Origin of the sequence: Luteimonas sp. 22616 (assembly GCF_052044325.1) — a bacterium.
Taxonomy (GTDB): domain Bacteria; phylum Pseudomonadota; class Gammaproteobacteria; order Xanthomonadales; family Xanthomonadaceae; genus Luteimonas.
Genome location: NZ_JBQEMW010000001.1, coordinates 654,549 through 671,951, shown reverse-complemented (window position 1 = coordinate 671,951; position 17,403 = coordinate 654,549). Strand labels below are relative to the sequence as shown.

14 protein-coding genes and 1 tRNA gene are annotated in these 17,403 nt (G+C 68.7%); 7 read left to right on the top strand and 8 right to left on the bottom strand.

The features are described from left to right. The first annotated feature begins 36 nt into the window (after positions 1-36). The 4 genes from ACTJIL_RS03125 (at position 37) to ACTJIL_RS03110 (ending at position 3,158) form a co-directional block, all read left to right on the top strand. Positions 37-678: a methylthioribulose 1-phosphate dehydratase gene (locus ACTJIL_RS03125; RefSeq protein WP_440754136.1), complete on the top strand. Its 642-nt coding sequence runs from the start codon at positions 37-39 to the stop codon at positions 676-678. Positions 679-855: 177 nt separating this feature from the next. Then, a complete protein-coding gene (locus tag ACTJIL_RS03120) occupies positions 856-1,401 on the top strand; it encodes a 1,2-dihydroxy-3-keto-5-methylthiopentene dioxygenase (protein WP_440754135.1) in 546 nt (181 codons plus the stop codon). A 120-nt stretch (positions 1,402-1,521) separates the two neighbouring features. Next, a complete protein-coding gene (gene mtnC, locus ACTJIL_RS03115; protein ID WP_440754134.1) occupies positions 1,522-2,223 on the top strand; it encodes an acireductone synthase in 702 nt (233 codons plus the stop codon). Then, positions 2,220-3,158, top strand: a complete 939-nt coding sequence (locus tag ACTJIL_RS03110) for a C13 family peptidase (protein WP_440754133.1) — start codon at positions 2,220-2,222, stop codon at positions 3,156-3,158. The genes mtnC and ACTJIL_RS03110 overlap by 4 nt, the downstream gene beginning before the upstream one ends. A 115-nt stretch (positions 3,159-3,273) precedes the next feature. Here ACTJIL_RS03110 and ACTJIL_RS03105 read toward each other — a convergent pair whose 3' ends face one another. The 3 genes from ACTJIL_RS03105 to ACTJIL_RS03095 are packed head-to-tail and all read right to left on the bottom strand — an operon-like array spanning position 3,274 to position 6,387. Further along, positions 3,274-3,858 carry a YdeI/OmpD-associated family protein gene (locus ACTJIL_RS03105; protein ID WP_440754132.1) on the bottom strand — a complete coding sequence of 195 codons (585 nt, stop codon included), beginning with the start codon at positions 3,856-3,858 and terminating at the stop codon, positions 3,274-3,276. Beyond that, positions 3,848-4,804 carry a TolB family protein gene (locus ACTJIL_RS03100; protein ID WP_440754131.1) on the bottom strand — a complete coding sequence of 319 codons (957 nt, stop codon included), beginning with the start codon at positions 4,802-4,804 and terminating at the stop codon, positions 3,848-3,850. Before ACTJIL_RS03100 ends, ACTJIL_RS03105 begins: the two co-directional genes overlap by 11 nt. Beyond that, complete coding sequence (locus tag ACTJIL_RS03095) at positions 4,801-6,387, bottom strand: calcineurin-like phosphoesterase C-terminal domain-containing protein (RefSeq protein WP_440754130.1); 1,587 nt, start codon at positions 6,385-6,387, stop codon at positions 4,801-4,803. The genes ACTJIL_RS03100 and ACTJIL_RS03095 overlap by 4 nt, the downstream gene beginning before the upstream one ends. A 184-nt stretch (positions 6,388-6,571) precedes the next feature. On the opposite strand from ACTJIL_RS03095, the gene ACTJIL_RS03090 reads away from it, so the two are divergent. Continuing rightward, on the top strand, positions 6,572-8,371 hold the full coding sequence (locus ACTJIL_RS03090) for a sensor domain-containing diguanylate cyclase (RefSeq protein ID WP_440754129.1): 1,800 nt from the start codon (positions 6,572-6,574) through the stop codon (positions 8,369-8,371). Positions 8,372-8,480: 109 nt separating this feature from the next. Here the strand turns inward: ACTJIL_RS03090 and ACTJIL_RS03085 are convergent, their stop codons facing one another. The 3 genes from ACTJIL_RS03085 to hisS form a co-directional block, all read right to left on the bottom strand. Beyond that, complete coding sequence (locus ACTJIL_RS03085) at positions 8,481-8,858, bottom strand: hypothetical protein (protein ID WP_440754128.1); 378 nt, start codon at positions 8,856-8,858, stop codon at positions 8,481-8,483. Further along, the gene (locus ACTJIL_RS03080) at positions 8,855-10,753 is read right to left on the bottom strand and encodes an HAL/PAL/TAL family ammonia-lyase (RefSeq protein ID WP_440754127.1); all 1,899 of its coding nucleotides are present in this window, start codon (positions 10,751-10,753) and stop codon (positions 8,855-8,857) included. The genes ACTJIL_RS03085 and ACTJIL_RS03080 overlap by 4 nt, the downstream gene beginning before the upstream one ends. Positions 10,754-10,988: 235 nt before the next feature. After that, entirely contained in the window at positions 10,989-12,368 is a 1,380-nt protein-coding gene (gene hisS / locus ACTJIL_RS03075) for a histidine--tRNA ligase (RefSeq protein ID WP_440754126.1), read from the bottom strand. Positions 12,369-12,511: 143 nt separating this feature from the next. On the opposite strand from hisS, the gene ACTJIL_RS03070 reads away from it, so the two are divergent. Beyond that, positions 12,512-12,588: transfer RNA gene (locus ACTJIL_RS03070), tRNA-Pro, on the top strand. A gap of 113 nt (positions 12,589-12,701) precedes the next feature. Beyond that, positions 12,702-13,964 carry a CynX/NimT family MFS transporter gene (locus ACTJIL_RS03065; protein WP_440754125.1) on the top strand — a complete coding sequence of 421 codons (1,263 nt, stop codon included), beginning with the start codon at positions 12,702-12,704 and terminating at the stop codon, positions 13,962-13,964. Positions 13,965-13,980: 16 nt separating this feature from the next. Here ACTJIL_RS03065 and ACTJIL_RS03060 read toward each other — a convergent pair whose 3' ends face one another. Together ACTJIL_RS03060 and argH are read right to left on the bottom strand one after the other, a co-directional pair. After that, entirely contained in the window at positions 13,981-15,906 is a 1,926-nt protein-coding gene (locus tag ACTJIL_RS03060) for a CocE/NonD family hydrolase (RefSeq protein ID WP_440754124.1), read from the bottom strand. A 26-nt stretch (positions 15,907-15,932) separates the two neighbouring features. Beyond that, positions 15,933-17,225 (bottom strand): argininosuccinate lyase, encoded by a 1,293-nt coding sequence (argH, locus tag ACTJIL_RS03055; RefSeq protein WP_440754123.1) that lies wholly within the window; start codon positions 17,223-17,225, stop codon positions 15,933-15,935. Positions 17,226-17,403 lie beyond the last annotated feature (178 nt).

The following is a 17,403-nucleotide window of genomic DNA, read 5'->3' as shown; positions in this document are numbered from 1 at the left end:
TCGCCACGCCCGGGGCGCAGCGGTAAACTCGTGGGCATGCCCGACGCCCTGCCCTACGATACCCACCGCCTGTGCGAGCTCGCCGGCGAGATCATCGTCAACGTCCGCGAGCTGTCCGCGCTCGGCTGGACCCCGGCGACCAGCAGCAACTTCTCGCACCGGCTCGACGACCGCCATGCCGCGATCACCGTGTCCGGCCGCGACAAGGGCAGGCTGCGCGAGGCCGACATCATGGTCGTCGACTTCGACGGCCGCGCCGTCGGCAGCGACCACCGGCCATCCGCCGAGACCCTGCTGCACACGCAGCTGTACAGCCGCTTCCCGGAAATCGGCTGCGTGCTGCACACCCATTCGCAGGTGCAGACCGTGGCATCGCGGCTGTACGCCGGCGCAGGCCACGTGCACCTGGAAGGCTATGAACTACTCAAGGCCTTCAGCGGCAACACCACCCACGAGACCGAACTCGACCTGCCGGTGCTGCCGAACACCCAGGACATGCCGTCGCTGGCGGCGCAGGTCGATGCGTTGCTCGACCAGGACTGCATGTGGGGCTATCTGATCGACGGCCACGGCCTGTACGCCTGGGGCCGCGACATGGCCGAGGCGCGGCGCCACCTGGAAGCCTTCGAATTCCTGCTCGGCTGCGAGTTGGAGCTGCGCAAGCTCGGCTGCACATAGGCGCGCAGGTCGGAGTTGCACCCCCGACGATCGGTGGCGGCGCGCATTTATCGGTCGCGCGGGACGTCGTGGGCGTAGCCCTGCCCTACCGTGCGTTGCGGACCACAGCGTTTCCGTCGCGGCCGTGCCGGCGCCAGCAAGGCTTGATAGGCTGATGTCCCCACCAGAGCCGCCGCCATGAGCCGTCTTCGCATCTTCGCCGACAACGCCCCCGACACTCCAGAATTCAGCAGCCACGACGGCGATGCGATCGCCCGCGAACTGCGGAAGATCGGTGTCACCTTCGAACGCTGGCAGGCCGCGCAGCCGATCGCGCCCGGCGCCAGCCCGGAGGAAGTGATGGCCGCCTATCGCACCGACATCGACCGCCTCGTCGCCGAGCACGGCTTCAAGAGCGTCGACGTGGTCAGCATCGCGCCGGACAACCCGAAGCGCGAGGAGATGCGCGCCAAGTTCCTCGACGAGCACTTCCACAAGGAAGACGAGGTGCGTTTCTTCGTCGCCGGCTCCGGCCTGTTCACCCTGCACGTGGGCGACAGGGTCTACGAGATCGAATGCGTGAAGGACGACCTGATCGCGGTGCCCGACGGCACCACCCACTGGTTCGACATGGGCCCGGAGCCGAGCTTCGTGGCGATCCGCTTCTTCACCGAGCCGGACGGCTGGGTCGGGCATTTCACCGGCACCGACATCGCTCGGCGCTTCCCGCGCTACGAGAACTGATCCCTACCCCTGCACTTGTAGGAGCGGCTTCAGCCGCGAGCTTTTGATCCTTTCGCCAACGACAACAGCTCGCGGCTGAAGCCGCTCCTGCAAAATCCTGCAAGAGCAACAAGGCAAGGCATGAAACCGACCATCCTCACCGACATCGAAGGCACCACCAGCAGCATCTCCTTCGTCAAGGACGTGCTGTTCCCCTATGCCCGCCAGGCCCTGCCCGGCTTCGTGCGCGCGCGCGGCAACGAGCCGGAGGTGCGCCACTGGCTGGACCAGGTGGCGATGGAGAACGGCGGCATGTGCCAGGACGCGATGATCGTCGAGACCCTGCAGGGCTGGATCGACCAGGACCGCAAGCACACCGCGCTCAAGGCGCTGCAGGGCATGGTCTGGGAAGCCGGCTACCGAAGCCGCGACTTCACCGCGCCGGTCTATCCCGATGCCGTCGCGGCATTGCGGCGCTGGGACGAGGCCGGCTACCCGCTTGCCGTGTACTCCTCCGGCTCGGTGCCGGCGCAGCGGCTGCTGTTCGGCAACTCCGACGCCGGCGACCTGCTGCCGCTGTTCGACGCGTTCTTCGACACCGCCGTCGGCCACAAGCGCGAGGCCGACAGCTACCGCGGCATCGCCCGTTCGCTCGGCCGCGAACCGGCCGACGTGCTGTTCCTGTCCGACGTGGTCGAGGAACTCGACGCCGCACGCGACGCCGGGATGCGCACGGTGCTGGTCGACCGCCGCGAAGACTACCCGCAACCGCGCACCGGCGAGGCGACGAACGGCCACGCGCGGGTGGAGCGCTTCACCGACATCGATCCCGCCACGACATGACCCGACGGCACCGTTCCGGCATCGCGGCCGCCCTGTTCGGCGTCGCCGCGCTGTTGCTGCTGCCGGCGTGTGCCGAAGATGGAAGCATCACCGCACGCGACCACCGCCTGCTCGCCGACGACATCGCGGCGCTGGCGCCACAGCGCCCCGACCAAGTGGACCTCTACGTTGTCGGTTTCGCCGGCGACAGCACCGAGAACGTGTTCCGCAACGAGGTCACCTACCTCGACGCACTGATGTCGAAACGTTTCGACTCACAGGGCCGCGTGGTCACCCTGGTCAACCACCTCGACAGTCTGACCACCGCGCCGCGGCCGCTCGCGACGCTGGAAAACCTGCGCATCGCGCTGGCCGGCGTGGGCCGGGTGATGGACCGCGACGAGGACGTGCTGCTGCTCTACCTGACCCTGCATGGCACCGAGGAGCACGAGCTCGCCGTGCAGCTGCCACCGGTGCTGGAGCAATGGATCACGCCGCGCGAACTGCGCAAGGCGCTCGACGATGCCGGCATCCGCAACCGGGTGGTGGCGATCTCGGCCTGTTACTCGGGCGGCTTCATTCCGGCGCTGCGCGACCCGCACGCGCTGGTCGTCACCGCCGCGCGCGGCGACCGCGCCTCATTCGGCTGCGGCAGCGAATCGGACGCCACCTATTTCGGCCGCGCATGGCTGGTGGACGGGCTCAACCGCAGCACCAGCTTCATCGATGCCTACGGGATCGCCGCCAGCGAGATCTCGCAGTGGGAACATGAGGATGGCGAGACGCCGTCGCTGCCGCAGCTCGACGCCGGCGAAGCCATCACCCATCGGCTGCAGCTGTGGCGGTCGCAACTCGCCCCCGGACCAGTCGTGCCTTATCCGTACGATGTCGACGCGGAGGATGTTGTCGATGCGGGGCCGCAGGAGCCGGTAGTACGCAGCGAAACGTCTCCCTGAGCGTAAACGCGACAGCGATGGCGCTTTTGCAGGAGCGGCTTCAGCCGCGAGCTTTTTGATCAGCCTGGAGATCAAAAGCTCGCGGCTGAAGCCGCTCCTACAAAGACTAAGGGCATCAGGTGTGGATCTTCTCGCCCTTCGCCAGCATCGCCACCAGCTTCTCGACGCGTGCCGCGCGCGTTTCCGGTTTCTTCGCGGTCTGCACGCGCCAGCACACGGCGTAGCGGTTGGTCCTGTCCAGCCTGTCGAAGAACGCACGGGCCTTGCGATTCTTCGCCAGCGCCGCGTCCAGCTCCTCCGGCACCGTCATCTCCGCAGCGCCCGCGTACGCGGCTTCCCAGCGCCCGTCGGCTTTCGCCGCCTCGATCTCGCGCAACCCGGCAGCCTGCATGCGCCCGGCCGCGGCCAGGCGCTCGACGTGGCCGATGTTGATCTTCGACCACAGGCTCTTCGGCCGCCGTGGCGTAAACCGCTGCAGGAAGAACGCGTCGTCGCAACCGCGCTTCTGGCCGTCGATCCAGCCATGGCACAGCGCGACGTCAAGCGCCTGCGCGTAAGTAACCGTGGCGATGCCGGCATCCTTCTTCGCGATCTTCAGCCATATCCCGCGGTCATCGCGGTGCGCGGCCAGCCACTTTTCCCACGCGGCCGCGGTGCGAAACGCCTTGACCGGCAGGTCGTCCGGCAGCTCAGCGGCCATCGCGCGCCTTCCCGTCGCCGTCCCGCACGCTGCGCGGGCATTTGGGCGGCCAATCCTCCGTGCCCTGCAGGCGCCACAGGAACAGTTCGCCGGATGTGTCCTTCCCGGCATCGCGCGCGAACAGCATCGAGTGCCCGCTCGGCGACAGCAGCGCGCCGACCTCGCTTCCGTTGGCATTGATCGCGTCGGGCAGCCGCACCCGTGGCTGCCATGCGCCATTCGCGAAGTCGCTGCGATACAGCCCGCCGCCGGTCATCAGCACCAGGAAGCCGCCGTCCGGCGATGGCTGCGCCTCGTACTCGTCGCCCGCGCTGTTGAGCGCTGCACCGGCGTTCTCCACCTGCCAGCTCCCGTCCGGCGCGCGACGGCCGCGCCAGATGTCGGTCTTGCCGAAACCGCCGGCACGGTCGGAGCCGAAATACAGCCAGCCATCCGCCGCCAGGCGCGGGAACCACTCCTTGCCGGTGGAATTCAGCGGCGCCGGGAGCCGCACCGGCTCACCCCATTTGCCGTCGTCGTCGCGATCGACGCGCCACAGGTCGAGGTCGTCGCGCTCGATGCCGTCGGTCGAACGGGTGCTGATGAAGTAGAGCGAACGGCCGCTGGCATCGAACCAGGGATCGGCTTCGACCCCGTCGCCGGCGAACGGTGGCGGTTGCGGCGTCGACCAGCCGTGTCCGGTGCAATGGCTGAAATAAATCCGCCAGCCGCGGAACTCGGGCGTGCTGCGGACGAAATACAGATCCCCCGTGCGCGGATCGAAGGCCGGATGCGATTCGAACATCGGGCTGGAAATGCCGTCCGGGCTCCATGGCGTCACACGCGATGCTTCCTCACCGGCCGGACTTTGCCCGACGGCCGCGGCCGCGAGTGTCGCGGCCAGCGCCAGCGCGATGCCGGCCGCCACCCGGGATGCCTTGCTGGCCATGATCCTGTGCGTCGTCATGGTTGCGCCTCCATCAGTCGATAGTGCGTGCCTGCGTGCTGCAGGTCCTGCCACGGGTCCAGCGCACGGACCTCGACCTGGTGCTCGCCTGCGCCCAGGTCGGTGGGCAAGGCGCCGCGCCACAGGTGCGCCGATGGCTTGGCCTCCGGCGAACGATTGTAGCCGCGCAGCGCGTCGGCGACGTCGTCGCGGACGTTCTCCAGCAGCAGCCGCGGATCGGCCTGCGACACCTTCGCCATCGGCTTCCAGTCGCCCCCATCCACCCGGTACTCGACGCGCGTATCGTCGCGGCCCATGAACACATTGGCGTAGACGCCCCAGGCCGGATAGGCGCCTTCGCGCAACACCTTCGGCGCGTGCAGCGCCATGGCGGACGTGGATGCCGGATCGTCGTCGCGCAGCCGCGCCGGATGCCAGGCCAGCGCGTATCGGCCATCGCGCGAGACCTTCAAGGTGGCGTAGCCGTTCGGCGTGCCGTCGGCCATGGTCGAATCGGGAATGCCGTCGGCGTCCTGCACCCCCGACCAGAACGCGCCGCAGTTGGCGCCGACGTTGTACTCGTGCAGCGGCTGCGCGCCGTGCCAGCCAGTGCCTGCATTGTGGAACCAGTGCTGCTGGGTGTGGTTGTGCGCGCTGAACAGCAGCACGTGCGGGAAGTCGCGCAGCAGCGCGAACAGCCGCTCGCGATCGGCATCGCGGAACGTGTCCTTTCCGGCCGGCTCGAACAGCGGGACGTGCACGCCCAGCACCAGCAGACGATCCTTTGGCACTGTCGGCAGGTAGGCCTCGAGGAAAGCGAACTGGTCGTCGCGGAAACCGCCGACGTAGGCCGGCTTCGCCCCGGGCTGGTGGATCACGTCGTCGAGCAGCACGAAGGTCGCGCGCGTCTCCTCCCAGGCGAAGGTGTCCGGGCCGAAGTGGTGGCGGAAGGTCTGCAGGGCATCGGCATCGTCCTTCGCGTCGATATCCATGTCGTGGTTGCCGGCCACGTGCAGCCAGGGCACCCGCAGCGAGGCGGTCACCGCGGCGATCTCCGGGTACAGCGACAGGTCGTCGTCGACGATGTCGCCCAGGCTCAGGCCCAGCGTCGCGCGCGTCTTTCCGCGCAGCGGTTCGACGATGTCGCGGCGGTAATAGTCGATGTCGGTGCGCGACTTCGGCTGCGGGTCGGCGAACACCAGCACCTCGAGATCGGCATCGACCGTTTCCGTCTTCCGCAGCGGGAAGTCGATGTGCGATCGCAGCACCCCGCTGGGGATGCCTCCGTAGCGCAGCCCCGATGCACGCTGCAGCGGCTGCTGCCGCCAGAACGCCGGCAGCCCGTCGGCACCGTCCGGCGCCCGGTATCCCGCCGGTTTGATCGCGAAGATCGTCTGCCCGGCGGCCATTGGCAGGGCATACCGGCCCCCGGCATCGGTGCGGACCACGTCGCGGCCGTTGGACACCGCCACCCCGGCGATTCCCGGTTCACGCGGATCCTGGAGGCCGTTGCGGTTGCCGTCGTCGAATACCACCCCGCTCTGCGCCTGCGCCAGTGCGCCGCCGCAGACGAGCCAGAGCATTGCAACTGCTGCGCGGCGCATCGCGTCCTCCGGGAGCTCGAACCGCGCTCATTATGCCGCCCCGGCCATCGCTGGCCGCGCCGATCGCGCCGGGGAATACCGGAAAACATGGGATCCGTCGCTGCCGTAGAATGCGGCGAGGCCCGCTGGCCGGGATGGGGACGCTCCGGGGATGGGAAAGCGTATCGAAAGGATGCTCGCGTGGTTGTCCGCGCTCATGCTCGCGGTCGCGCTGCCCTGCGCCGTGCAGGCCGCGTCGCCGGCGCTCCAGCTCACGCCCGGCCATGACGACATCCAACTCTCGCCCTACCTGACCTATCGGCACGACAGCGGCGCCGTCGACGAGGCCGATGACGCCTTCCGGCGCGCGGCGATGGGCGAGTTCGCGCCGCTGCCCCACGGGCAGTCCGAGTTCGGGTTCCAGCCGGGGGCGTACTGGTTCCACGCCAACCTGCGCAACGAAAATCCGCAGGAACCCCGCTGGGTGCTGGTGCAGCAGTACGCGCTGAGCGACTACGTCGACCTGTATGTGCGCTACCCGGACGGGCGTGTCTTCCACCAGGCCAGTGGCGACCACCGCCCGTTCAACTCCCGCAGCATCCACGACCGCCACCCCAACTTCCAGTTCGACCTGCCGCCTGGCGAGAACGTCGAGCTGCTGGTGCGCGTGCAAAGCGAAAGCTCGATGCAGGTGCCGCTGGCGCTGTTCACCACGACCGCATTCGCCTCGCTCGCGCGCGATGCCCAGTTCGCCATCGGCATCTATTACGGGATCCTGCTGGCGCTGTTTTTCTACAACTTCGTGCTGTGGCTGACGCTGCGCGACGCCAGCTACTTCTGGTACCTGTTCCATCTCAGCGCGTTCGGCATGGTGCTGTTCACGCTCAACGGCCTGGGCTTCGAATACCTGTGGCCGAACTCGGCGTGGATGACCGACAAGTCGGTGCCGCTGTCGATCTGCCTCGCGCTGATCGGCATGCAGCAGTTCGCGCGCACCTTCCTTGAGCTGAAGAAGCGCTTCCCGCGCGGCAACGTCGTCAGCCTGGCGCTGATCGGCTTCTTCGTGCTGCTGGGCATCGCGTCGCTGTGGCTTCCCTACCGCGTATCGACACCGATCGCGGCACGCGCGGTGCTGGTGGGCGTGCTGTGGATCGCGGTGGCCGGCATCGTCGTGGTCCGACGCGGCTACATGCCCGCGCGTCTGTTCATGCTGGCGTGGTCGATGTTCCTGCTCGGCACCACGATGTTCACCCTGATCGCCTTCGGCATCCTGCCCAAGACCTTCTACACCGAATACGGCGTGCAGATCGGCTCGGCGCTGGAAATGCTGCTGTTGTCGATCGCGCTGGGCAACCGCTACGCCTCGCTGCGCAAGGAAAACGAACGCATCGTCAGCGACGCCAACCAGAAGCTGGAGCGCAAGGTGGCGCAGCGCACGCAGGAGGTCCGCTCCGCGCTGGTGCAGTTGGAGGAAGCGCACGGCCGCCTGCGCGACTCCAGCCGCCGCGACGGCCTGACCGGTCTGTACAACCGCACCTACTTCCACGAAGCGTTCGAGAAGATGCTGGTCGAAGGTCGGCAATCGCACCAGGCGGTGTCGGTGCTGATGATCGACCTCGACCATTTCAAGGCCATCAACGACCGCCACGGGCACCTGGTCGGCGACGATTGCCTGCGCTGCACCGCACAGCGAATCGGCAAGGTACTGCGCGTGCACGATGCGCTGCTGGCACGCTTCGGCGGCGAGGAATTCGTGGTCGGGCTGCCCCGGCACGACCTGCACGACGCCGTGGAAGTGGCCGAAAGCCTGCGCCGCTCCCTGGTCGAGAGCCCGTGCAGCGCCCAGGGCCACAACGTCCGCATTTCCGCCAGCGTGGGCGTGCACACGATCGCACCCGGAACGGTCGACGACATCGACGCCGCGCTCGAGATCGCCGACCGCGCGCTCTACGCCGCCAAGGCCAACGGCCGCGACTGCGTGAAGACCTCGATCAGCGCGGCCTGATCCGCGCGAACCTTGCATTCATCTGCACAGGCGGAAGCCGTGCGCTCTTTTGCGGCTCGACAGCTTGCTGCTGAAGCCGCTCCTGCAGGGATCGCTCGGGGAACTGTGGTTATGAACGCGGCGGGTTGCCATCCGCGCGGCGCGATTCGAACGCCATCCACGCGACCAGCGCGCCGCCGAGTGCGCCCATGATCTCCATCACCACGCGCGTGCCCAGGCCGTCCGGGTCATGGATGCCGGCCAGCGCCAGTTGCACGCGCGCCGGGGAGCCGGGATTGACGAAGAACAGCGAGAACAGATGCCACAGGTCGATGCCGGCGCCGATCGCGACCCCGGCGAATGCGGCCCAGCCGATCGCATGTCCTTCCGGCCAGCGCAGCGCGCGGGCGAGGACGTGGCTCAGCAGGTAGGCCAGCAGGCCGATCACGAACGCCAGCGCGCCCGCTTCCAGTGCGCCGAGCCAGCCGCTGTGCAGGGCGAGGTTCATGCCGTGCCGGCGCTGCGGGCGGCGGCGAGCAGGGTGCCGTCAACGACCAGGCGCACGGCGGCGGCGACCTCGCCGTCGAGCGCGCGGTCGCGGTCGAGGAAGGCGATGGCGTCGCGCAATGCAGCGTGCGCGGCGGCGACCGCGGTGCCGGGGTGGTAGTCGTCGCCCGAGGCGAGTTCGGCGCGCAGCGCTTCCACCTCGTCGAGGAAGCCGGCGTGGTCGGCGGCATCGGCCGCCGGTGCGCCCTGCACCTTCACCGCCAGCGCGCGGGCATCGGCACGTCCGGCGAGGTCGCGTGCGGCGCTGATCATCTGCCTGCGCAGGTCCAGCGCCTGCGCAGCGGTGTACAGCTCCAGCGCCAGGACCTTGCCCAGGTCGTCGGCCATCGCCAGCACGTGGCGCGCTTCGTTGGCGCCCATCGAAACGTGGTCTTCGGCGTTGGCGCTGGTCGGGATCGAATACACCGACGCCGGCATCGCGCGGCTGGTGAGGTCGTTGACGATCGCGGCCGCCGTGTACTGCACGATCATGAAGCCCGACTCGGTACCGTCCTCGTTGCCGATCAGGAACGCCGGCAAGCCGTCGTTGGTGGCCGGGTCGACCAGCTTGTTGAGCCGGCGCTCGGAGATCGACGCCAGCACCGGGATCGCGGCCTTGACGTAGCTCATCGCCAGCGCCAGCGGCATGCCGTGGAAATGGCCGGCGGAAATCACCTGTTGCTCGACGTGCTCGGCCTGCTTGTCGGGGAACACCAGCGGGTTGTCGGTGACCGCGTTGAGCTCGATGTCGAGCACGCGCCGCGCCTGCGCCACCGCATCACGCACCGCACCGTGCACCTGCGGGATGCAGCGCAGCGAATAACTGTCCTGCGGCTGGTGCTTCTTGCCGCCGCGGAAGGGCTTGAAGCGCTGGTAGAACTTCTCGCGGCCGTGGCGCTGCGAGAACGGCACCCACTCCCAGCCGATGTCGAAGTTCGGCTGCTGCGGCGAATCCGATTCCCAGCTTGATGGCAGCCACGAGCGGAACTTCGGCACCAGGTGGTACGGGATGTCTGCCAGGGTGGAACCGCCCAGCAGCGAGCGCAGGTTGGCCGCCACCTGCACCTGGCCCGGATGCGGGCGCAGCGCGTGCACTTCCTCGGCGAACGCGCCGAGGCGGCCGGCGAAGGCGTCGATGGTCATCGCCGCGGCGAGGTCGGCGGTGTCGAGCAGGTCTTCGAGCTTCTGCACGGCCAGCATGCCGGTGGCGAGCATCTGCGCGGTGCCGTTGTTCAGCGCCAGGCCTTCCTTGTACGACAGCGACACCGGCTGCAGGCCGGCGCGCTGCAGCGCGTCCGCACCCGGCATGCGCTGGCCTTCGAAGAACGCCTCGCCGCCGCCGAGCAGGACGATGGCCAGGTGCGACAGCGGGGCGAGGTCGCCTGACGCGCCGACGGAACCCAGCTGCGGGACCACCGGCACCACGCCGGCGTTGAGCATTGCCGCCAGCGCCTGCAGGGTCTGCACGCGGATGCCCGAATGGCCCTTGAGCAGCGTGTTGACGCGGATGCAGAGCATCGCGCGCACCACTTCCGGCGCAAAAGGTTCGCCGACGCACACCGCATGGGTGACGATCAGATTGGTCTGCAGCTCTTCGTGCAGCGAACGGCCGCTGGGCTTGGCGCCCGGCAGTTCGTCGCGCAGCGGGTGCGCGCCGAGCAGCTTGTCGGCGTTGCTGCCGAAGCCGGTGGAGACGCCGTAGATCGGTTCCTCGCGGCGCACCTGTTCGGCGAGGAACTCGGCCGCGCGCGCAACCTTGCGCAGCGCGTCGTCGTCGAGTTCGACGGTGGCGCCGTGGGCGACTGCGAGCAGTTGCCGGCCGGTCAGCGACTGGCCGTCGAGATGGATGGATTTCATGCTGCGATCCTGTGGGTTGTATTCAACTCGGGTGACATCCGGTCGCCCGGATGCCTGTAGGAGCAGTTTCAGCCGCGAGCTTTTGGTTTCTGGCCCCTCCCCCTGCGAAGGCAGGGGGAGGTTGGGAGGGGGTGTCCACAGCTCATCGCGCTGCTGAAGGCACCCCTCCCCAGCCCTCCCCTGCCTTCGCAGGAGAGGGAGCGAGGCTCACGGCTAAAGCCGCTCCTGCAAGCTCTCATTGTTCGCGTTCAGCGAGCAGCCTTTGCGCCAGCTCCGCATCCGCCACTTCGAACTGTTCGCCTCGGCGCAGATCCTTGACCGCCACCACGCCGCGCGCCGCCTCGTTCTCGCCGCGAATCACCACGAAACGGATCCCGGCACGGTCGGCATACTGCAGCTGCCTGGCGAGCTTGCGCGGCTCGAGCTGGGTTTCCACGTTGAGCCCGGCCGCGCGCAGTTGCTGCGACAGCGCGAGGGCGTTGTCGAGATCGGCATCGTCGAGCAAGGTCACCAGCGCGTCGACCGAGCTGTCGGCGCCCGCGATCAGGCCCGCGTCGCGCAGCTGGAAGAACAGCCGCGTCAGGCCGATCGAAATGCCCACGCCCGGCAGCTTCGACTTCGTGTAGTGGCTGGCGAGGTTGTCGTAGCGCCCGCCCGAACAGATCGATCCGATCTGCGGGTAGGCGTCGAGCGTGGTCTCGTAGACCATGCCGGTGTAGTAGTCCAGGCCGCGCGCGATCGACAGGTTGATCGCGTAACGCGATTCGGCCACGCCCATCGCCTTGAGCCGGCCGAGCAGCTCGCGCAGCTCATCGCGGCCTTCCTCGAACAGCGGCGTGCCCGCGCCGAGCGCGTCGAGCTTCGCCAGCGCGTCGTCATGCCCGGCCGAGCGCACGCGCGAAAACGCCAGCAGCCTGTCGGCGACGTCCGCGGCAAGGCCGAAGCCTTCGCCAACCAGCGTCGCGCGCACCGCGTCCTCGCCACGCTTGTCGAGCTTGTCCAGTTCGCGCAGTACCGCGAGCTGGCGTTCGCCCTCGATGCCCTGCCCCTCGAAGAACCCGCGCAGCAGCTTGCGGTGGTTGAGCCAGATGGTGAACTCGCCGATCGCCAGTGCCTCGAATACCGACGCGATCACTGCGGGAATCTCGGCGTCGTAACGCGGCGACAGCGCATCCTTGCCGATCACGTCGATGTCGCACTGGTAGAACTCGCGGAAGCGGCCGCGCTGCGCGCGTTCGCCGCGATAGACGCGCTGCATCTGGTAGCGGCGGAACGGGAACGCGAGTTCGTGCTCGTGTTCGGCCACGTAGCGAGCCAAGGGCACGGTCAGGTCGAAGCGCAGCGCAAGCTCCGGCAGCGCCTGCCCCGCCCCGCCATCCGCGCCCGCCGCCGCCTTCTCCAGTGCCCCGGTCGACTGCACGAAATACACCTGCCGCTCGGTCTCGCCACCGGACTTGGTCAACAGCACGTCCGACAGCTCGAACACTGGTGTTTCCACCGGCAGGAAGCCGAAGCGCTCGAAGGTCAGGCGGATCGTGTCCAGCATCCGCTGGAACGCGATCTGGTCATGGGGCAGCAGCTCCATGACCCCGGGCGGGGTGCGGGGCTTGATCAAGGTGGAACTCCGGGCAAATACGCTAGCCGCACAGTTTAGCCGCTGCGCCCGGCTCGCCCCGCGCGATGCCGCCAGCGCGCGAACAATGGCCGGGCTATTGCCGCAACCCCATCGCCCTCTTTACAATGCGCGGCTCACCCAGTCGGGGTGTAGCTCAGTCTGGTAGAGCGCTACGTTCGGGACGTAGAGGTCGCAGGTTCGAATCCTGTCTCCCCGACCAATTGAATCAATGGTTTAGACGAAACCGGCCCGCGCCGGTTTTTTCGTTTCCGGCCATTCTTCGCGGCAATTTCTCCCGGGCGCTCCCCCGCGCCGCCCCTGGATTCCCATCGCATGAGCACGCAGGCACCTCCGCCCTCCTCCGTCCGGCCCGGCCTGGCGGAAGGTCGCGCGCTGGTGCTGGTGGGCATCGTGCTGTCGGCGCTGAACCTGCGCACCGCGGTCACCTCGATCACCCCGTTGCTCGACGAACTTGGCCGCGTGTTCGACTTCGGCGGCACCATGGCCGGGGTGCTGGGGATGCTGCCGAGCGCGGCGTTCGCTGTCTTCGGCGTCGCCACGCCCGCCATCGCCCACCGCATCGGGCTCGAACGCGCCGCGCTGCTGTCGATGGGGCTGGCCGCGCTGGGGCTGGTGCTTCGCTCGCTCGCCGGCGGCACCGGCGGGCTGCTGTTCGGCTCGATCGTCGCGCTGGCCGGCATGGGCATCGGCAACGTGGTGCTGCCGCCGCTGGTCAAGCGCTACTTCGCCGACCGCGTCGGCGCGCTGAGCACGCTCTACATCACCGTGCTGCAGATGGGCACGATCCTGCCGGCGCTGGCCGCTGTACCGGTGGCGGCCGCCGTGGGCTGGCGCATCTCGATGGGCGCCTGGGCACTGGTCGCGATCGCCGCGGCGTTGCCGTGGATCGGCGTGCTGTGGATCGAACGCCGCAAGGAATCCGACCTCGCCCGCTGCCACGACGCCGCCGTCGCCGCCGGTGACGAAGCGCCGGAGCTGGCCGCGCCCGCGCCGCGCGGCAAGGTCTGGCGCACGTCGCTGGGCTGGGGCATGGCGCTGATGTTCGGCATGACGTCGCTGGCGACGTATTCGATGTTCACCTGGTTGCCGAAGATCCTCACCGAGGCCGGCGCCACGCCGGCGTTCGGCGGCGCGATGGTGGCGCTGTATTCGGCGCTGGGCCTGGTCAGCGCGCTGACGATCCCGGCGCTGGCGGCGCGCGTGCGCAACCCGTTCCCGATCGTGCTCGCCTGCGCGGCCTGCCACTTCGGCGGCTTCGCAGGCCTGCTGCTGGCGCCGATGGCGGCGCCGCTGCTGTGGGTGCCGCTGGTCGGGCTTGGCCCCAGCACCTTCCCGCTCGGCCTGACCCTGATCAACCTGCGCACCCGCACGCCGGCGGGCTCGGCGTCGTTGTCGGGTTTCATGCAGGGCGTGGGCTACGCGCTGGCCTGCCTCGGGCCGCTGCTGTTCGGCGTGTTGCACGAAGCCACGCATGGCTGGACCTGGCCGTTCGCGATGCTCGCCGCCAGCGTGCTGGTGATGGTCATCGGCGGCTGGCAGGCGTGCAAGCCGCGGGTGCTGGAGGATTGCTGGTAGCGTTGCTTGCCTTCGCTCATGGCACCGGCAGCGCGAGATAGCTGGCCGCCTGCGGCGTGTGCCACACCCGCTGGGTCGCCTTGCGATAGTCCTCCGGTTCGGCGAAGAAAATGTTCGGCACGAAGGTCTGCGGGTTGCGGTCGTAAAGCGGGAACAGGGTCGACTGCACCTGCACCATCACCCGGTGGCCGGGCTGGAACACGTGGTTGGCGTTGGGCAGGGCAAACTCGTACGCCAGCACCTTGCCCGGCTCGATCGGCGCCGGCGTCTCGAGGCTTTCCCGGTAGCGTCCACGGAAGATCGCCAGCGATACCGGCAGCTGGTAGCCGCCCATTTCCGGCTTCGAGGCAACCTGGTCGGGATAAACGTCGATCAGCTTGACCACCCAGTCGCTGTCGCTGCCGCTGGTGGACGCCTGCAGGTGCACCCAGGGCTCGCCGGCAATCCGCAGGGGCTCGGTCAGCGGCTCGCTCATCCAGGTCAGCACGTCCGGCCGCCCGTCGACGAAGCGCTGGTCGTGGACCAGCCAGGTCGTCCATGCCGCATGGTCGGCGAAATGCACCGGGCGCGGCAGGTACGGGACCGGCTTCGCGGGATCCGAAACGTACTCGTCGTACGCGTCGTCCCGGGCCTGCCCCGCCTTGGGGGCCTCGAACGACAGGGCGCCGCCGGCTCGCAGGTACAGCGGCTTCGGCTTGCTGGCACACCCTTGCGCGCAGCTGCGCGGCCACGCTTGCAGACGGTCCCAACGGTCCTCGCCGGTGTTGTAGACCAGCACCGGCGGGGTGTCGGCCTTCGGCGCGCCGGCCACCAGGTACTGGTCGAAGAACGGCTTGAGGATGTCGCGCCGGAACTGCAGGGCGGTGTCGCCGTTCCACTCCAGCACACCCAACGAACGCCCCTCGGACTTGACCTGGCTGTGCCGCCAGGGACCCATCACCAGGTAGTTGCGGTCGTTGCGCCCGTCCCTGCCTTCCATCGCGGCATAGGCGTGGTTGGCGCCGTACATGTCCTCCTGGTCCCAGAGGCCCTGCACCCACATCGTCGGCACGTCCAGCGGCGTGCGCGCCAGGATCCTGTCGAGCGCCTGCTCCTGCCAGAAGACGTCGTATGCCGGGTGCTCGGTGAGCTTGTTCCACCACGGCACCTGCTCGAGGCCGATGGAGCGCGCATACGCCCCGGCCGAACCGGCGCGCAGCAGGTTGCTGTAATCGTCGTAGCCGGCGCTGGCGATCGGGACGCCCTTGCCGCGCCGGGTCATCTGCCCGGTGTAGTAGCGGAACATCACCTGGCGGAACGCGCCGTGGTTGAACCAGTCGTCGCCGATCCAGCCATCCACCACCGGGCTCAGCGGCGCGGTGACCTTGAGCGCCGGATGCGGATCGACCAGCGCCATCGCCGCGGTGAAGCCGTCGTACGACGAGCCCACCATGCCGACACGACCGTTGGATTCGGGGACGTTGCGGACTAGCCACTCGATGGTGTCGTACGCGTCGGTGGAATGGTCGGTGTCGCTGTCGTTCAAGGGACCACGCAAGGGGCGGACGGCCACGTAGTCGCCCTCGGAGCGGTACTTCCCGCGCACGTCCTGGACGACGCGGATGTAACCGCCACGGACGAACACCTCGTCCGCCTGCGACAGGATGTCGAGCATGCGTGGCGACGCCATGCGGCTGGTCCGGGCGTCGGCGCTGTAAGGCGTGCGGGTGAGCAGGATCGGCGCATCGTGCGCGCCCTTTGGCACCACGATCACGGTGTACAGACCGACGCCGTCGCGCATCGGGATCATCACTTCGCGCCGGGTGTAGTCGTAGCCCTCCGTCGGCGCGACGAATTCCGGCGGGATGTCCGGAGTCATCGGCGATGTCTGCGCGAAGGCGGGCGCAGCGACGAACAGGACGGGCAACAGGAAGCGGAACAGGCGAGTGGTTGCTGCCTTCATGATGTCCCCCAAAGCAAACCTCGACTCTACCGCGGAAGCGCCTCCCATCGCTTCCGCAGCGCATCGAGGCGCAGGTCGCCCGACGCTCCGGGTGACACGCGCGCGGCGAGGCTGGCTTCGGGATCGCCTTCGGCCCAGCGCGCCGGATCGGCGGCCTGGCGATAGGCATCGCGGAACGGCACGCCGTCCTTAGCCATCTCTACCGCAAGATCGGTGGCATACATCGACGGCTCCAGCGCGGCGCGCATGCGCTCCGGCTTCCACTCCAGGTTGCGCAGCAGGTCCGGCAGCAGCGCCAGCGCCTGCAGCCCCTTGCCGAAGCCATGGAACAGCGCGCCCTTGGACAGCTGCAGGTCGCGGTGGTAGCCCGACGGCAGCGACAGCAGCTGTTCGATCTCGCAGCGCGCGGCGGCGACGCTGGCGTAGGTCGCACGCATCAGTTCGATCACGTCCGGGTTGCGCTTGTTGGGCATGATCGAGCTGCCGGTCGTGTATTGCGCGGGCAGTGCGACGAAGCCGAACTCGGCACTGGTGAACAGGCTCAGGTCCCAGGCCACGCGACGCAGGTCCAGCATCGCGCTGCCCAGCGCCTCAAGCGCGGCCAGCTCGAACTTGCCGCGCGACAGCTGCGCGTACGGCGGCGAAAGCTGCATGCGCGCAAAGCCGAGCGCGGCCGTGGTGTGGTCGCGGTCCAGCGCCAGGTTGACGCCGTAGCCGGCGGCGCTGCCGAGCGGGTTCGCGTCGATCCACGCGCGGGTGTCCCGGGCACGCGCCGCGTTGTCGATGAAGGCCTCCGCCCACGCGCCCCACCACATGCCCAGCGACGACACCACGGCGCGCTGCAGGTGGGTGTAGCCGGGCAGCGGCATGTCGGCCTCGGCACGCGCGCGCCGCAGGGCGACGTCCGCGGTTTCGATGCACAGCGCCTGCGTGCGCGCCAGCTTCTCCTTCAGCCAAAGTCGCGTGGCGACCAGCACCTGGTCGTTGCGGCTGCGGCCGGTGTGGATGCGCCGGCCGGTATCGCCGAGGCGTTCGACCAGGCGCGCCTCGATCGCCGAGTGCCCGTCCTCGAAGCGTTCGTCGAGCACGAAGGTGCCGCTGCGGAAGTCGTCGGCAAGCACCGCGAGCTCGCGCGCGATGTCATCCAGCGCGCCGGTGTCGAGGATGCCGAGATGCTGCAGCCCTTCGGCATGCGCGCGGCTGGCCGCGATGTCGTGGAGGAAGAACTCGCGGTCCAGGATCACGTCGTCGCCGGCCAGGAAGGCCTGGATCTGCGCGTCGACGGCGACGCCGGGTTTTTGCCAGAGCAAATCGGACATGACGGTTCTCGCTTCTTCTGGGACTTGCGGGTTCTTGTGGGAGCGGCTTCAGCCGCGAGACTCTTGATTGGCCCCTCCCCCTGCGAAGGCAGGGGGGCTGGGAGGGGGTTGCGTCGGACCCGGTACAACTTGTCCGCAAGCATCGTGCGAGCCCACGCAACCCCTCCCCAACCCTCCC

Coding starts and splice junctions, on each gene's coding strand:
- ACTJIL_RS03080 (WP_440754127.1), bottom strand. CDS start 10,753: ATGAAATCCATCCATCTCGACGGCCAGTCGCTGACCGGCCGGCAACTG.
- ACTJIL_RS03125 (WP_440754136.1), top strand. CDS start 37: ATGCCCGACGCCCTGCCCTACGATACCCACCGCCTGTGCGAGCTCGCC.
- ACTJIL_RS03120 (WP_440754135.1), top strand. CDS start 856: ATGAGCCGTCTTCGCATCTTCGCCGACAACGCCCCCGACACTCCAGAA.
- ACTJIL_RS03095 (WP_440754130.1), bottom strand. CDS start 6,387: ATGCGCCGCGCAGCAGTTGCAATGCTCTGGCTCGTCTGCGGCGGCGCA.
- ACTJIL_RS03105 (WP_440754132.1), bottom strand. CDS start 3,858: ATGGCCGCTGAGCTGCCGGACGACCTGCCGGTCAAGGCGTTTCGCACC.
- mtnC (WP_440754134.1), top strand. CDS start 1,522: ATGAAACCGACCATCCTCACCGACATCGAAGGCACCACCAGCAGCATC.
- ACTJIL_RS03065 (WP_440754125.1), top strand. CDS start 12,702: ATGAGCACGCAGGCACCTCCGCCCTCCTCCGTCCGGCCCGGCCTGGCG.
- ACTJIL_RS03060 (WP_440754124.1), bottom strand. CDS start 15,906: ATGAAGGCAGCAACCACTCGCCTGTTCCGCTTCCTGTTGCCCGTCCTG.
- ACTJIL_RS03110 (WP_440754133.1), top strand. CDS start 2,220: ATGACCCGACGGCACCGTTCCGGCATCGCGGCCGCCCTGTTCGGCGTC.
- ACTJIL_RS03085 (WP_440754128.1), bottom strand. CDS start 8,858: ATGAACCTCGCCCTGCACAGCGGCTGGCTCGGCGCACTGGAAGCGGGC.
- argH (WP_440754123.1), bottom strand. CDS start 17,225: ATGTCCGATTTGCTCTGGCAAAAACCCGGCGTCGCCGTCGACGCGCAG.
- ACTJIL_RS03100 (WP_440754131.1), bottom strand. CDS start 4,804: ATGACGACGCACAGGATCATGGCCAGCAAGGCATCCCGGGTGGCGGCC.